The sequence below is a fragment of the Leclercia sp. LSNIH1 genome (genome assembly GCF_002902985.1).
Classification (GTDB): Bacteria; Pseudomonadota; Gammaproteobacteria; order Enterobacterales; family Enterobacteriaceae; genus Enterobacter.
On the sequence record NZ_CP026167.1, the window covers coordinates 597,349 to 611,815 of the forward strand.

15 protein-coding genes are annotated in these 14,467 nt (G+C 57.9%); 3 read left to right on the plus strand and 12 right to left on the minus strand.

Annotated features, from left to right (window positions below; all coding sequences use genetic code 11):
* The first annotated feature begins 63 nt into the window (after nt 1–63).
* Entirely contained in the window at nt 64–552 is a 489-nt protein-coding gene (yhhY, locus tag C2U54_RS03170) for an N-acetyltransferase (RefSeq protein ID WP_103177346.1), read from the plus strand.
* Nucleotides 553–634: 82 nt separating this feature from the next.
* Here the strand turns inward: yhhY and ggt are convergent, their stop codons facing one another.
* A complete protein-coding gene (ggt, locus tag C2U54_RS03175) occupies nt 635–2,380 on the minus strand; it encodes a gamma-glutamyltransferase (protein WP_168191993.1) in 1,746 nt (581 codons plus the stop codon).
* A gap of 122 nt (nt 2,381–2,502) precedes the next feature.
* On the opposite strand from ggt, the gene C2U54_RS03180 reads away from it, so the two are divergent.
* Entirely contained in the window at nt 2,503–2,883 is a 381-nt protein-coding gene (locus tag C2U54_RS03180) for a DUF2756 family protein (RefSeq protein ID WP_103180999.1), read from the plus strand.
* Here C2U54_RS03180 and ugpQ read toward each other — a convergent pair.
* The 10 genes from ugpQ to livK all read right to left on the minus strand — a co-directional run bounded on the left by ugpQ (nt 2,880) and on the right by livK (nt 12,914).
* Nucleotides 2,880–3,620: a glycerophosphodiester phosphodiesterase gene (gene ugpQ / locus C2U54_RS03185; RefSeq protein WP_103177347.1), complete on the minus strand. Its 741-nt coding sequence runs from the start codon at nt 3,618–3,620 to the stop codon at nt 2,880–2,882. The genes C2U54_RS03180 and ugpQ overlap by 4 nt on opposite strands.
* A complete protein-coding gene (locus C2U54_RS03190; protein ID WP_103177348.1) occupies nt 3,617–4,687 on the minus strand; it encodes a sn-glycerol-3-phosphate import ATP-binding protein UgpC in 1,071 nt (356 codons plus the stop codon). Before C2U54_RS03190 ends, ugpQ begins: the two co-directional genes overlap by 4 nt.
* Nucleotide 4,688: 1 nt before the next feature.
* A complete protein-coding gene (gene ugpE, locus C2U54_RS03195; protein WP_103177349.1) occupies nt 4,689–5,534 on the minus strand; it encodes a sn-glycerol-3-phosphate ABC transporter permease UgpE in 846 nt (281 codons plus the stop codon).
* Nucleotides 5,531–6,418, minus strand: a complete 888-nt coding sequence (ugpA, locus tag C2U54_RS03200) for a sn-glycerol-3-phosphate ABC transporter permease UgpA (RefSeq protein WP_103177350.1) — start codon at nt 6,416–6,418, stop codon at nt 5,531–5,533. Before ugpA ends, ugpE begins: the two co-directional genes overlap by 4 nt.
* Nucleotides 6,419–6,516: 98 nt before the next feature.
* Nucleotides 6,517–7,833, minus strand: coding sequence for a sn-glycerol-3-phosphate ABC transporter substrate-binding protein UgpB (gene ugpB, locus C2U54_RS03205; protein ID WP_103177351.1), 1,317 nt, complete (start codon nt 7,831–7,833; stop codon nt 6,517–6,519).
* Nucleotides 7,834–8,077: 244 nt separating this feature from the next.
* Nucleotides 8,078–8,791: a high-affinity branched-chain amino acid ABC transporter ATP-binding protein LivF gene (livF, locus tag C2U54_RS03210; protein ID WP_103177352.1), complete on the minus strand. Its 714-nt coding sequence runs from the start codon at nt 8,789–8,791 to the stop codon at nt 8,078–8,080.
* Between the two features lies 1 nt (nt 8,792).
* Nucleotides 8,793–9,560: a high-affinity branched-chain amino acid ABC transporter ATP-binding protein LivG gene (gene livG / locus C2U54_RS03215; protein ID WP_103177353.1), complete on the minus strand. Its 768-nt coding sequence runs from the start codon at nt 9,558–9,560 to the stop codon at nt 8,793–8,795.
* Nucleotides 9,557–10,834 carry a branched chain amino acid ABC transporter permease LivM gene (livM, locus tag C2U54_RS03220; protein WP_103177354.1) on the minus strand — a complete coding sequence of 426 codons (1,278 nt, stop codon included), beginning with the start codon at nt 10,832–10,834 and terminating at the stop codon, nt 9,557–9,559. The genes livG and livM overlap by 4 nt, the downstream gene beginning before the upstream one ends.
* The gene (gene livH / locus C2U54_RS03225; RefSeq protein ID WP_013099131.1) at nt 10,831–11,757 is read right to left on the minus strand and encodes a high-affinity branched-chain amino acid ABC transporter permease LivH; all 927 of its coding nucleotides are present in this window, start codon (nt 11,755–11,757) and stop codon (nt 10,831–10,833) included. The genes livM and livH overlap by 4 nt, the downstream gene beginning before the upstream one ends.
* A 47-nt stretch (nt 11,758–11,804) precedes the next feature.
* On the minus strand, nt 11,805–12,914 hold the full coding sequence (livK, locus tag C2U54_RS03230) for a high-affinity branched-chain amino acid ABC transporter substrate-binding protein LivK (RefSeq protein ID WP_103177355.1): 1,110 nt from the start codon (nt 12,912–12,914) through the stop codon (nt 11,805–11,807).
* A 423-nt stretch (nt 12,915–13,337) separates the two neighbouring features.
* Here livK and panM point away from each other — a divergent pair, with 423 nt between their 5' ends.
* Nucleotides 13,338–13,730: an aspartate 1-decarboxylase autocleavage activator PanM gene (gene panM / locus C2U54_RS03235; RefSeq protein ID WP_103177356.1), complete on the plus strand. Its 393-nt coding sequence runs from the start codon at nt 13,338–13,340 to the stop codon at nt 13,728–13,730.
* 8 nt (nt 13,731–13,738) lie between these two features.
* On the opposite strand, the gene C2U54_RS03240 is transcribed toward panM, so the two are convergent.
* Nucleotides 13,739–14,449 (minus strand): GntR family transcriptional regulator, encoded by a 711-nt coding sequence (locus tag C2U54_RS03240; RefSeq protein WP_103177357.1) that lies wholly within the window; start codon nt 14,447–14,449, stop codon nt 13,739–13,741.
* Nucleotides 14,450–14,467: the final 18 nt, after the last annotated feature.

Here is a 14,467-nt window from a genome sequence, read left to right on the forward strand (position 1 = left end):
GGTTGACGCACATTTCAAACTCATGGATGTTGGAAAGGAACCTAACTGACTGAGGAAGAAGGAATGAATGAGATAGTGATACGCCACGTTGAAGCCGCCGATGCCGAAGCTTTACGCCTGCTTAATACCCATCCGGGGGTGTATCACCAGACACTACAGCTTCCTCATCCGTCGATGGAGATGTGGCAGGAACGGGTAATGAAAAAGCCGGGCAGACGCCATCTGGTGGCCTGCCTGGACGATAAGGTTGTCGGTCATCTGGCGCTGGACGTGATGGAAAACCCCCGACGCAGCCACGTGGCGACCTTTGGCATCAGTGTCTCTGCCGAGGTGCAGGGGCGCGGGGCGGGCAGCGCATTGATGCGGGAGATGATCAACCTGTGCGATAACTGGCTGCGCATCGAGCGCATTGAATTGACGGTGTTTGCCGACAACGCGCCTGCCATTGCCTTGTACCGCAAGTATGGATTTGAGGTGGAAGGCACCGGGAAGAGATTCGCCCTGCGTGACGGCGAATTTGTGGATGCGCTCTATATGGCGCGGGTTAAGTGAGTATTGCCCGGTGACGCGTAGCGATCCGGGCCTACGAAACCTTGTAGGCCGGGTAAGGCGGAGCCGCCACCCGGCAAACCGTTTAATACCCCGCCGTCAAATCCCCTGGCGAGCGCGGATCCGATGCCCCATACAGCGCGCCATCGGGCCCGACCATAATGCTTTGGGTGCTGCCCATCGCCTCTTTCACCGCCACTTTTTGTCCGCGCTGCTCCAGCAGCTTCAGCGTATCCGGGCTAAAGCCCTTCTCCACCCGCAATTCATCCGGCAGCCACTGGTGATGGAAGCGCGGGGCGTTGGTCGCCTCGGCCACGTTCATCCCGAAATCGATGCTGTTTACCACCATCTGCAGTACGGTGGTGATAATCCGGCTGCCGCCCGGGCTGCCGGTCACCAGCCAGGTTTTGCCATCTTTCACCACAATCGTCGGCGACATTGACGACAGCGGACGCTTCTTCGGCCCCACGGCGTTGGCATCCCCGCCCACCAGCCCGTAGACGTTCGGCACGCCCGGCTTGGCAGAGAAGTCATCCATCTCGTTGTTGAGCAGAATGCCGCTGTTGCCCGCCACGATCCCGGTCCCAAAGGTGGTATTGAGGGTATAGGTCACCGCCACCGCGTTACCATCTTTATCCACCACCGAGAAGTGGGTGGTCTGGTTGCTCTCATACGGCGCCAGCTTGCCGGGGCGGATCTCGCTCGACGGTCTGGCCTTGTTGATATCAATCTGATCGGCCAGGGTTTTGGCGTAGGCTTTATTGGTCAACGCCTGCCACGGCACCTTAACGAAGTCCGGGTCGCCCAGATACTCCGAGCGGTCGGCATAGGCATATTTCTCCGCCTCGGCCATCACCTGCAATGTGTCGGCACTGCCGAAGCCAAACTTATGCAGATCAAAGTTTTCGAGGATGTTGAGGATCTGCACGATGTGGATCCCGCCGGATGACGGTGGCGGCATGGAGTAGACCTGATACCCGCGGTAGTCGCCGCTAATCGGCGTGCGCTCCACCGCCTTGTACTCCGCCAGATCCGCTTTGGTGATCAGCCCGCCGTTCTTACTCATCTCTTCGGCAATCTGGTCGGCAATCGCCCCTTTATAGAAGGCGTCCGGGCCGTTCTCCGCGATCATCTCCAGGCTTTTGGCGAGGTTCTTCTGCACCAGCTTATCGCCCTTCTTCAGCGGCTCGCCCTCCTTCCAGAAGATCGCTTTGCTGTTCTCATGGCTGGGGATCACTTCGCTGCCGTAGGTTTTCAGGTCGTCGGCCAGCGCGTCGTTGACCTCAAAGCCGTCCCGCGCCAGTTTGATGGCGGGCTGCACCACCTTGTTCAGCGGCAGGGTGCCATATTTATCCAGCGCCAGCGAGAAGCCCGCTACGGTGCCCGGCGTACCGGTCGCCAGATGGGAGGTAAGCGATTTTTTACTGTCGGCATTGCCCTGGTCATCGAGGAACATGTCCCGCGTGGCCTGGTTCGGCGCCATTTCGCGGAAGTCGATCGCCGTGGTGGTGCCATCTTTGGTACGCAGCATCATAAAGCCGCCACCGCCGAGGTTGCCCGCCTGCGGGTGGGTCACCGCCAGCGCATAGCCCACCGCCACCGCCGCATCCACCGCATTACCGCCCTGTTTGAGGATATCCACCCCCACCTGAGTAGCGAGGGCGTCTACTGAGGAGACCATCCCCTTCTGCGCCCGCACGGGATGGAACACATCCTCTTCCACACCATAGGAGACCGGCGGTGCCGCCGGCGGATTCGCTGCCACGCAAAACGTACCGCCTGCCGTCAGGGCAGCAATCGCCACCCAGCGTAAAAACGTTGGTTTCATCATTGTTATTCTCCAGGTACAGGGACTCATGCTCCCGCTTAAGCCTGGTTCATAACTCTTAAAAAATCATCGTAATGGCGGATTCGAGATAAACTTACAGAAGGCTTCAGATGGAGGGAATGACCATGAAACGTCTCATTCTTGTGGCGGCATTACTGCCGTTTGCCGTATTCGCGCAGCCTATCAACACCCTGAATAACCCCAATCAGCCGGGCTATCAGAACCCCAGCCAGCAGCGAATGCAAAATCAGATGATGATGCAGCAGCAACAGCAAACAGGGATGCTAAACCAGCAGCTGCAAACGCAAACCCGCGTTCAGCAGCAGCACCTGCAAACGCAGATGGATAACAACACCCAGCGGATTCAGCAGAGCCAGCCGGGGGGGCAGGTACTGCCTAATACCAGCGGCGGGATGCTCAGCGGCGGCAGTGTCGACTCTGGCGGCGTGCAGCAGCAACATATGCTGCCGCAGCGGCAGAATGGCGACATGCTCAATAACCCTTAGGGCTGAAAGTCCGGGCCGATAAGGGCAATCGCATCGGTACAGATACAATCGACGCCCCAGCGCAGCAGTTCCGCTGCTCGCTGGGGCTGATTGACGGTGTAAACCAGGATATGTAATCCGGCGTTTTTCAGTGTGCTTACCCGCGCTTCATCCAGCAGGCGATGGTTCAGGTGAATGGATACGCACGCCAGTCGAGTGGTCAGCTCGCGCCAGTCATCACGCCAGGCATCCAGCAGTAACCCACGCGGCAATTCAGGCGCAGCAGCCTGCGCGGCTTCCAGCGCGTCAATCTCAAACGACGACAGCAGCGGTGGAGTCATTCCTGCCCATAGCTCACGCGCCGCCAGCGCAATCACCTTGCCGGTTAACGGCCCCGTACCGGTGGTCGGTTTAATTTCGATGTTGGCCATCATCCCGTGTTGACGACAGCGGTCGGCCACCTCAGTCAGCAGCGGCAGCGGCTCGCCTTTAAACTCGCCGCTAAACCAGCTTCCGGCGTCCACCTTCAGCAGATCGCACCACGGCAGGTGACCCGCCACGCCCCAGCCGTTGCTGGTGCGCTCAAGATTGTCGTCATGCAGGAGGAAAATCTCCCCGTCTTTCGACAGCTTGGCATCGAACTCAATCATGGTATGACCGTAACGCGCGCCAACGTCGATGGCCGCCAGGGTATTTTCCGGTGCCAGTTTACCGCCGCCCCGGTGGGCGACGATGCGGGGATAAGGCCAGTTACTCATATGCGTTGTCCTGTTTCACCATCAAATAAGTGCAGATGATTTTCCGGCAGATGCAGCCATAGCGTGCTGCCCGCTTTCGGGCGCTCCTCGTGCGACATACGCACCACCAGCTTCTGTTCGCCCCAGCGTCCGTGCGCCAGGTTATCGGCCCCCAGCATCTCCAGGGTGTCCATCACCAGCGGTACGCCGCCTTCCGCCTGCGAGCTTAGCGCAATATGTTCCGGGCGGATACCCAGGGTCATCTTACGCCCGGCGTAGCCGCGATAGTACCAGTTGATCGGCAGCGCCATGCCGCTCTCCAGTTCGAAATGGGTGCCCGCAGTGCTGATGCGCCCTTCCAGCAGGTTCATCGCCGGGCTGCCGATAAAGCTCGCCACAAAGCGGCTGGCGGGCTTTTCATACACCTCCACCGGGGTGCCAATCTGCTCGGCCACCCCTTTGTTCATCACCATCACCCGCTGGGCGAGGGTCATCGCCTCCACCTGATCGTGGGTAACGTACAGAGAGGTGGTGTTCAGTCGTCGGTGCAGCTGCTGTAACTCAAGGCGCATCTGCACGCGCAGCTTGGCATCGAGGTTGGAGAGCGGTTCATCGAACAGGAATACCGCCGGGTCACGCACGATAGCGCGGCCCATCGCCACGCGCTGGCGCTGGCCGCCGGAGAGCTCGCGCGGGCGGCGCTTCAGCAGGCCATCCAGCTCCAGAATGCGCGCCGCCTCTTTGACGCGCTCGTCGATGTGGCTTTTACCCATCCCACGAATTTTCAGCCCCCAGGCCATGTTCTCTTCCACGCTCATGTGCGGATAGAGGGCATAGTTCTGAAACACCATCGCGATGCCGCGATCTTTGGGTTCCATCTCGGTCACGCGCTGGCGGTCAATCCAGATATCGCCCGAGGTGACGCGCTCGAGCCCCGCCACCATGCGCAGCAGGGTGGATTTGCCGCAGCCCGACGGGCCAACCATCACAATAAATTCGCCGTCCGCCACGTCGAGGGTCAGCGGCTGAATCACCTGGGTCTTGCCATCCCAGCTTTTGGTTACTGCCTGTAATTTAAGTCCTGCCATCTTATTTCTCGCTATCGACCAGGCCGCGGATAAAGGCACGCTGCATGGCTAAAACAATGACTACGGGTGGGATAAGGGTGAGCAGCATCGCCGCCATCACCTGGTTCCAGAGGGTGGTGCCTTCGCCGGTTGAAATCATGCCCTTGATGCCCGCCACGGCGGTGCCGAGGTTGACGTCCTGGATAATCAGCAGCGGCCACAGGTACTGGTTCCAGCCGTAGATAAAGGTGATGACAAAGAGCGCCGCGAGGTTGGTTCTCGACAGCGGCAGCACGATGTCGCGGAAAAAGCGCATCGGCGAGGCGCCGTCGATCCGCGCGGCCTCAATCAGCTCGTCCGGCAGGGTCATAAAGAACTGGCGGAACAGGAAGGTGGCGGTGGCCGAGGCCATCAGCGGCAGGGTTAAGCCCGCATAGCTGTCGAGCATGCCGAGATTGGCGATCACCTCCACCGTCGGGAAGATACGCACTTCCACCGGCAGCATCAGGGTGATGAAGATCATCCAGAAGAAGAGGTTACGCAGCGGAAAGCGGAACCAGACGATGGCGAAGGCCGAGAGCATCGACACCGTAATTTTGCCCACTGTAATACCGAACGCCATGATGAAGCTGTTGAGCATCATCAGCCAGAACGGGGCACTGTTAACCCCCACACCCTGGGTCCAGATGGTCGCCATGTTTTCGAAGAGATGCGAACCCGGCACCAGGGTCATTGGGGTTTCAAAGATGGCGTTTCTGTCCTGCGTGGCGGCGACAAAGGCGACGTACAGCGGGAACAGGATAACGACGATCCCCAGGATCAGCATGGTATGGCTGAAAATCGTCAGCCCGCGACGGTTCTCAATCATTGGTAGCGCACCTTACTTTCAACATAGCGGAACTGCACCACCGTGAGGATGATGACGAGGAACATCAGCACCACCGACTGGGCGGCAGAGGCCGAGAGATCCAGACCGGCAAAGCCTTCGCGGTAGATCTTATAGATCAGCGTGGTGGTGGCCTGCACCGGGCCGCCTGCGGTGGCGGCGTCGATCACCGGGAAGGTGTCGAAGAAGGCGTAGACCAGGTTGACCACCAGCAGGAAAAAACTCACCGGGGCGATCAGCGGCAGCGACAGCCGGAAGAAGCGGCGGATCGGGCCTGCGCCGTCAATCGCCGCAGCTTCTACCAGCGAACGCGGAATGGACTGTAGCGCGGCAAAGAAGAAGAGGAAGTTGTAGCTGATCTGCTTCCACACCGAGGCGAAAACCACCAGGAACATCGCCTGGCCGCTGTGCTGGGCGTGGTTCCAGTCATAGCCCAGCTCGGCCAGGAAGTGGGTAATCAACCCGCGCCCGGGGTTAAAGAGGAAGATCCACAGCACCGCGGCGACGGCGGGGGCCACGGCATAAGGCAGCAGCATCAGGGTCTGGTAAAGACGGCTGCCGCGCACCACGTAATCCACCAGCGCGGCAAAGAAGAGCGAGGCGAGAAGACCGCTCACCGTCACCAGGGTGCTGAATTTGATCGTCGTCCAGAAGGCGTCGATGTAGTAGCTGTCGTGCCACAGGGCAGCGAAGTTATCCAGGCCAACAAACTGGCTGGAGAGCCCGAACGGATCGACGCTTTGCACCGAGTACCACAGCGCTTCGCCCGCAGGCCAGATAAAGAAGATAACGGTGATGACCAGTTGCGGCGCGACCAGCAGGTACGGCAGCCAACGGGAGCGAAACACCGGACGGGATGAGGACATGAGGGTTGTGTTCCTGAACAGCGCCGGGTGGCGGCTACGCCTTACCCGGCCTACGGTCTTCCAGGCCCGGATCGCTACGCGTCACCGGGCATTTCACATTACGATTTGGTCGACTGCTCAAAGCGGCGCAGCAGCTGGTTTCCGCGCTCGACTGCCGCATCCAGCGCCTGCTGAGGGGTTTTCTTGCCGGTCCAGACGCTTTCCAGCTCTTCATCCACGACGGTACGGATCTGCGGCATGTTGCCCAGACGCAGCCCTTTGGTGTACGGCAACGGTGGTTTGTTCAGCATCTGACGCGTGGCGATGTCTGCCCCCGGGTTCTTGTCATAGAAGCCCTGTTCGCGGGTCAGGTCATAAGCGGCTTTGGTGATCGGCAGGTAGCCAGTCTTCTGGTGCCATTCGGCGGCGTTTTCCGGCTTCGCCAGGAAGTCGAGGAACTCCGCCACGCCCTTGTAAGTGTCCTTGTCTTTACCCTGCATTACCCACAGGCTGGCCCCGCCGATGATGGCGTTCTGCGGCGCGCCTTTTGAGTCGGCGTCGTATGGCATCATCCCCACGCCGTAGTTAAATTTGGCGTAGTGACGGATATCCGCCAGCGAGCCGGACGAGGCGGTGGTGATGGCGCAGTCGCCGCTGTAGAACTTCTCGGTGGATTCGTCTTTACGTCCGAAGTAGCTGAAATCGCCCTTCTTGTTCAGATCGGCCAGCAGGGCAATGTGCTTCACCTGCTCCGGCTTGTTGAACTCCAGGACCGCGTTGGTGCCGTTGAAACCGTTGTTCTCGGTGGCTACCGGCTGGCCGTGCCAGGCGCTGAAGTTTTCGATCTGGATCCAGCCCTGCCAGCCGCTGGCGTAGCCGCACTTCATGCCGGCCGCTTTTAGTTTGGCGGTGTACTCCGCCAGATCCTGCCAGGTTTTCGGCGGCTGCTCCGGATCTAAACCGGCTTTCTTAAAGGCGTCTTTGTTGTAGTACAGCACCGGGGTGGAGCTGTTAAACGGCTGGGAGAGCAGATGGCCGGATTTGGAATCGGTGTAATAGCCTGCGACGGTTGGCACGAACTGCGATTCGTCGAAGTTAATGCCCGCCTCGTTAAACACCTCATAGACCGGCTTGATGGCTTTGGAGGCCATCATGGTGGCCGTACCCACTTCATAGACCTGCAACAGCGCCGGGGCGTTACCGGTACGGAACGCGGCAATGCCCGCGCTCAGGCTCTGCTCGTAGTTGCCTTTGTACACCGGCACAATTTTATAATCCGGGTGGCTGTCGTTGAAACGCTGCGCCAGGGAGTCAACCTCTTTACCCAACTCCCCTTCCATGGAATGCCAGAACGGAATAGTGGTGACGGCCATTGCGTTAGCCGCAAAAGCCAGACCCATTGCCAGACCCAAAGCTGTGTGTCGTAACGATGTCATTGTCATCTCTCTTATTGTGCCGGATGCGCGATATCACGCGTTTTGTGCTCGCGAGGTAACATGACATGCTCGAATGACAGAAAAATAACCGTTTGTTTACAGAGATATGACAACAGGGCGTCAGGGGGATGATGGTTGTGTGAAGGGGTTTATGTGAAAAAGCCGGGTGGCGGCTTCGCCTTACCCGGCCTGGGCGATCCCGTAGGCCCGGTAAGCGTAAGCGCCACCGGGCAATAGAGACGGCTCAGCCGCCTAAATACGCGCTCCGCACCGCCTCGTTCGCCAGCAGCGCGTCGCCGGTGTCTTCCAGCACCACCCGACCATTCTCCAGCACGTAGCCGCGATCCGCGAGCTTCAGCGCCTGGTTGGCGTTCTGCTCCACGAGGAAGATGGTCATCCCCTCGCTGCGCAACTGCTCGATGGTGTCGAAGATCTGCTGAATGATGATCGGTGCCAGCCCGAGCGAGGGTTCGTCGAGCAGCAGCAGGCGCGGCTGGCTCATCAGCGCACGGCCAATCGCCAGCATCTGCTGTTCCCCGCCGGACATGGTGCCCGCCCGCTGAATACGGCGTTCAAACAGGCGCGGGAAGAGGTCATACACGCGCTTGATGCGGGTCTGGAACTGTTCGCGCTCGGCAAAGAAGCCGCCCATCGCCAGGTTCTCTTCTACCGTCATGCGGGAGAAGACGCGCCGTCCTTCCGGGACAATCGCCACCGCTTCACGCATGATTTTTGCGGTCTGCCAGTCGGTGATGTCTTTACCGTCAAAGACGATACGCCCGCTGGTGGCGCGCGGGTCGCCGCACAGGGTGCCGAGCAGGGTGGTTTTCCCCGCGCCGTTGGCGCCAATCAGGGTGACGATTTCGCCCTGATTGATGTGCAGACTGACGTCGTGCAGGGCCTGGATCTTGCCGTAGTGGGCATTAACCTTGTCAAAAGATAACATCGCTTTTTCCATCTTATGCCTCACCCAGGTAAGCGCGGATCACGTCCGGATTGTTGCGGATCTCTTCCGGCGTGCCGTTCGCCAGCGGCGTCCCCTGGTTCACCACGTAAATACGATCCGAAATGCCCATCACCAGCTTCATATCGTGCTCAATCAGCAGGATGGTGGTGTCGTGATGGTTACGCAGCTCGACAATCAGTTCGTCCAGCTCTTTGGTCTCTTTCGGGTTAAGCCCTGCCGCCGGTTCGTCGAGCATCAGGATCTCCGGCTGGGTCACCATGCAGCGGATAATCTCCAGACGACGCTGATCGCCGTAAGCGAGGTTGCTCGCCTGGCGGTTGGCATGCTGAAGCAGGCCGATACGATCGAGCCAGGTGGCGGCGCGATCTAATGCTTCGTCCTGGGCACGGCGAAACGCCGGGGTTTTCAGCAGGCCGGAGAAGAGCCCGGTTTTCAGCTGCTGATGCTGGGCTACCAGCAGGTTTTCAATTACCGTCATCTCGCGGAACAGACGCACGTGCTGGAAGGTACGCACCACGCCCATGCGGGCAATCTGCTGGCCCGGCAGCCCTTCCAGGTGCTGGTCGCGCAGCATGATAGTGCCACCCGTCGGCTTGTAGAAACCGGTCAGGCAGTTAAAGACCGTGGTCTTACCGGCACCGTTCGGGCCGATCAGCGACACAATCTCTTTTTGATGCAGATCCAAAGAGACATTGTTGACCGCCAGCAGGCCGCCAAAACGCATCATCAGGCCGTTAGCGGATAATAATGGCTGACTCATGCCTGCTCTCCTTTTGTCTGCCCGTTCTTCAGCTTCAGCTGCGGACGGGTCATCGGCAGCAGACCCTGCGGACGCCAGATCATCATCAGCACCATCAAACCACCCAGCATCAGCATGCTGTATTCGTTAAAGTCGCGCATCAATTCACGGGAGACCACCAGCAGGATCGCCGCAAGAATAACCGCGAACTGCGAGCCCATCCCACCCAGCACCACAATCGCCAGCACGAAGGCGGATTCCGCAAAGGTGAACGACTCCGGGCTGACGAAGCCCTGACGCGCGGCAAACAGCGTTCCGGCAAAACCGGCAAACGCGGCGCTGATGGTAAAGGCAGTCAGCTTGATGCGGGTCGGGTTCAGGCCCAGGGAGCGGCAGGCGATCTCATCTTCACGCAGCGCTTCCCATGCACGCCCCAGCGGCATACGCAGCAGGCGGTTAATCACGAACAGGGTGAGAACCACCAGCAGCAGCGCCACCAGATAGAGCCAGATCACGCGGTCGGACGGGTCGTACTTCACGCCGAAGAAGTTGCTGAAGGTGTCCCAGCCGCCTTCACGGGCGGAACGGCTGAACTCCAGGCCGAAGAAGGTCGGTTTCGGGATCTGGCTAATGCCGTTCGGGCCGCCGGTCACTTCGGTATTGTTGAGCAGCAGGATACGGACGATTTCGCCGAAGCCTAAGGTCACAATCGCCAGATAGTCACCGCGCAGGCGTAGCACCGGGAAGCCGAGCAGGAAACCGGCGGCAGCAGAGACCAGCCCCGCCAGCGGCAGACAGGTCCAGAAGCCAAGACCGTAATAGTGGTTCAGCAGGGCGAAGGTGTAGGCGCCGATGGCATAGAAACCGCCGTAGCCCAATACCAGCAGGCCAGAGAGCCCCACCACTACGTTCAGGCCGAGGCCGAGGATCACGTAAATCATGGTCAGGGTGGCGATATCCACCGTCCCACGCGAAACCACGAAGGGCCACGCCACGGCCGCCACCAGCAGCGCCACGAGGAACAGCTTCTGTTTAACGGTTGAGCCGTCGATAGCCGGCAGAACGAACTTCGGCCCGGAGACGCTTTTCAACGTCTTCTGGAAAACCGGACGCAGCAGCTGGAAGAAGAAGACCACTGCGGTGCCAACAAAGACCCACTGCCAGCGGATATCCGACGCGGAATCCACCACCAGCTTAGTGCCGCTCAGCTCCAGCTGAACGCCCATAAAGACCGCCGCCAGCACGAAGAACATCGCCGCAGAGAGCAGTGCCATAGCAAAATGCATCGGTTTCATACTTTCTCTACCTCCGGACGACCCAGAATACCGGTAGGCATGACCAGCAGAACCAGAATCAGCAGGGCAAACGACACCACATCTTTATATTCGGTACTCAGATAGGCCGAGGAGAGCGCTTCGGCCACGCCCAGAATCAGGCCGCCGATCATCGCGCCCGGAATACTGCCGATACCGCCCAGTACCGCCGCGGTGAAGGCTTTCATCCCGGCCATAAAGCCGATGTACGGGTTAATCACGCCGTAGAACTGACCGAGCAGAACACCGGCAACCGCCGCCATCGCCGCACCAATCACGAAGGTCAGGGCAATCACGCGGTCGGTGTTGATACCGAGCAGGCTCGCCATTTTCAGATCTTCTGCACAGGCGCGGCAGGCGCGACCCATGCGGGAGTAGCGGATAAACAGCGTCAGGGCCAGCATCGCAATAAAGGTCACAACCCAAATCACCAGCTGCATGGTGGTGATGGAGGCGGAGAAGTTCTCGCTGGCACCGACAATCCACTGGCCGTTAAACAGGCTTGGCAGCGCCACGTCGCGCGACCCTTCGGTGAGGCTGACGTAGTTTTGCAGGAAGATGGACATACCAATCGCGGAGATCAGCGCAATCAGACGCTTGGAGCTACGCACCGGGCGGTAGGCCACCCGTTCGATACTCCAGCCGTAGGCGCTGGCAATGACAATCGCCCCGACAAATCCGGCGGCCACCAGCAGCCAGCTACTGTCGATGCCCATCATCATCAGCGCGGCGATAATCATAAAGGAGACATAGCTGCCGATCATATAGACCTCGCCGTGGGCGAAGTTGATCATGCCGATAATGCCGTACACCATCGTGTAACCGATGGCGATCAGTGCATAGGTGCTTCCCAGCGTGACGCCGTTAAACATCTGCTGCAGAAAATAGAGAAACTGCTCGGACATAAGGTAACCTTTCTATTCCCGCCCGGTCCTGCCGGGCGGTGGGATAATTATTTGGCGGCCGAGGATGAACCGTCGGCGTGCCACTTAAAGACACCAAACTCAAATCCCTTCAGATCGCCTTTCTCATCCCAGTTCAGCGGCCCAATCACGGTGTTAGCCCCGTGTGCTTTTAAATCTTTAATCAGATCCTGCGGCGCTTTGCTGCCGGTACGATCCATGGCGGTAGCCAGAGACTGTACGGCGGCATAGGTGATCCAGACGTACGGACCACTCGCATCTTTCTTCTCGGCTTTCAGGGCGTTAACGATAGCGCTGTTCGCCGGATCCTGGTCATAGCGTTTTGGCATCGTCACCAGCATGCCTTCGCCCGCATCGCCTGCAATGTTCGACAGGGAGGCGTTACCTACCCCTTCCGGCCCCATAAACTGGGTTTTCAGGCCGATAGCGCGCGCCTGGCGCAGCATCTGCCCCATTTCCGGGTAGTAGCCGCCGTAGTAGACGAAATCGATGTTCTCTTTTTGCAGACGCGCCAGCAGTGCGGAGAAGTCTTTTTCGCCTGCAGTGATGCCGTCGAAGAAGACCACATTGGCGCCGCCTTTTTTCAGGCCATCCTGTACAGAGCGGGCCAGCCCTTCGCCGTACTGCTGCTTATCATGAATGATGGCAATACGCTGCGGCTTCACGCTCTCGAGAATGTACTTCGCCGCAGTCGGCCCCTGTGAAGAGTCGAGCCCTGCGGTACGCATGATGTACTGATAGCCGCGCTGGGTCAGCTCAGGGTTAGTGGCGCCCGGCGTGATCATCAGAATGCCTTCATCCTCGTAGATATCGGAGGCAGGCTGGGTGGAGGAAGAGCAGAGATGGCCAATCACATACTGAATGCCATCGTTCACAATTTTGTTGGCAACGGCCACGGCCTGTTTCGGGTCGCAGGCATCGTCATATTCCACACCGACCAGTTTGTCGCCTTTTATGCCGCCTTTGGCGTTGATGTCTTTAATTGCCTGGCGCGCGCCGTTGAACTCCATATCACCCCACTGGGCAACCGGACCGGACAACGCACCTACCACAGCAACTTTAATATCCTCCGCCATGGCCGCCTGCGAAACTGCCAGTGCAACCATTCCCGCGATCAATGTCTTCGCGTTCCTTTTCATTGGTGAATCCCCATTCGTGACGTGATGTATATATTTTGTTTTATTATGGTTAAAAAGCATTCTGTACTTTTATTAAACAACGCAACTTTTGCTATTGCCTTTAATGGTTTAGCACAGTTTTTTCACAAAAATCAGAGTAAAATCTCTATATTTCAGGTGATTAAGCAAAGATAATATTCTGAAATCAGGCAGAGATAAACAACTAAAAGTACAAATTGCAGCATAAAATAACGGTACAAAGAGCGGAATAAAACGCTGCCTTTTAGGTTAATATTCTGCTTATTTTTCGATCCCTGCGTTTTCTGGCTGCACATTTGGCTGCTAAAAAAGTAATCACCTGGAGAATGGATTGAAAAAGGAGAAGCCGCCAGCAGGATAAATTGAGTACACTGCCTGTACTTTTTTTACGTGGATAAGCTGCTAATGAAACTGACTATCGTTCGTCTGGTGACCTTTAGCGACCAGGATCTTATCGATCTTGGCAAAATCTGGCCGGAATACTCCCCCGCCTCCCTCACCGTTGATGATACCCATCGAATTTATGCTGCGCGCTTTAACGAGCGGCTGTTAGGCGCGGTGCGCGTCACGCTGAGCGGGACGGAAGGCGCGCTGGACTCCCTGCGCGTGCGTGAAGTCACGCGTCGTCGCGGCGTAGGGCAATATCTGGTTGAAGAGGTGGTGCGCGATAACCCGAGCGTAGCCTCGTGGTGGATGGCGGACGTGGGCGTCGAAGACCGCGGCGTGATGGCGGCCTTTATGCAGGCGCTGGGGTTCGTGGCGCAGCAGGATGGATGGGTCCATCACGGGCAGGAATAAACCCGGCCTTAATTGTATTTAATAAACTCGGTGGCGAATTTAAACCGGTTATAGCGGTGAGTGGCGACCGAGTATTCAAACAGCTTACCGTTATCTAAATAGGCGGTCTGCTCAACGTGAATAACCACCTCCGGCTCTGCCAGCTGCAATAGCTGGCTTTGCTGCTCATCAGCTATGGAGGCGGTGATCATCATATGGCTGCTGTGGATCTGATAACCCAGCGCGTCGGTAATATAGCTATATATGGAGTCCGCCACGTTGGCATAGTTGAGGCCTGGAATAACGTTCACCGGCATAAAGGTTTTTTCGATAATGGCCGGCACGTCGTTAATAACCCTGACGCGAAGGATCGAATAGACCATCTCATCGCCGCCAAGCTGGAGCTTTTCCTGCACGTCGGCCGGGGCGGGAATGGCGGAAAAAGCAATTACTCGCGTTGTTATTGTCTCGCCTGATTCATCACAGCGCGCTTTCGTGCCCTTCAGATGGCTATTAATTGACGAGGTATTAAACGGTAATTTAACAAAAGAGCCGAGACCTCTTTTTCTGACGACCAGCCCCTCTTTAACCAGAATATCCAGCGCCTTGGTAATAGTCAGTTCGCTGCAATCAAAAAGCAGTGCGAATTTCTTTCCTTCCGGCAGCTGGCTATTCTGTGCGTAATAGCCAGAAAGTATTCTTTTTTTAATCTCTTTATATATTGCAAGATACTTCGGCATTCTGACCACAATACAGAC

Bases quoted from the DNA above. Each gene is read 5' to 3' on its own strand.
- livF (WP_103177352.1), bottom strand. From the start codon at position 8,791: ATGGAAAAAGCGATGTTATCTTTTGACAAGGTTAATGCCCACTACGGC.
- ugpB (WP_103177351.1), bottom strand. From the start codon at position 7,833: ATGACATCGTTACGACACACAGCTTTGGGTCTGGCAATGGGTCTGGCT.
- ugpQ (WP_103177347.1), bottom strand. From the start codon at position 3,620: ATGAGTAACTGGCCTTATCCCCGCATCGTCGCCCACCGGGGCGGCGGT.
- ugpE (WP_103177349.1), bottom strand. From the start codon at position 5,534: ATGATTGAGAACCGTCGCGGGCTGACGATTTTCAGCCATACCATGCTG.
- livM (WP_103177354.1), bottom strand. From the start codon at position 10,834: ATGAAACCGATGCATTTTGCTATGGCACTGCTCTCTGCGGCGATGTTC.
- livG (WP_103177353.1), bottom strand. From the start codon at position 9,560: ATGAGTCAGCCATTATTATCCGCTAACGGCCTGATGATGCGTTTTGGC.
- C2U54_RS03240 (WP_103177357.1), bottom strand. From the start codon at position 14,449: ATGCCGAAGTATCTTGCAATATATAAAGAGATTAAAAAAAGAATACTT.
- panM (WP_103177356.1), top strand. From the start codon at position 13,338: ATGAAACTGACTATCGTTCGTCTGGTGACCTTTAGCGACCAGGATCTT.
- C2U54_RS03180 (WP_103180999.1), top strand. From the start codon at position 2,503: ATGAAACGTCTCATTCTTGTGGCGGCATTACTGCCGTTTGCCGTATTC.
- ugpA (WP_103177350.1), bottom strand. From the start codon at position 6,418: ATGTCCTCATCCCGTCCGGTGTTTCGCTCCCGTTGGCTGCCGTACCTG.
- livH (WP_013099131.1), bottom strand. From the start codon at position 11,757: ATGTCCGAGCAGTTTCTCTATTTTCTGCAGCAGATGTTTAACGGCGTC.
- ggt (WP_168191993.1), bottom strand. From the start codon at position 2,380: ATGATGAAACCAACGTTTTTACGCTGGGTGGCGATTGCTGCCCTGACG.
- livK (WP_103177355.1), bottom strand. From the start codon at position 12,914: ATGAAAAGGAACGCGAAGACATTGATCGCGGGAATGGTTGCACTGGCA.
- yhhY (WP_103177346.1), top strand. From the start codon at position 64: ATGAATGAGATAGTGATACGCCACGTTGAAGCCGCCGATGCCGAAGCT.
- C2U54_RS03190 (WP_103177348.1), bottom strand. From the start codon at position 4,687: ATGGCAGGACTTAAATTACAGGCAGTAACCAAAAGCTGGGATGGCAAG.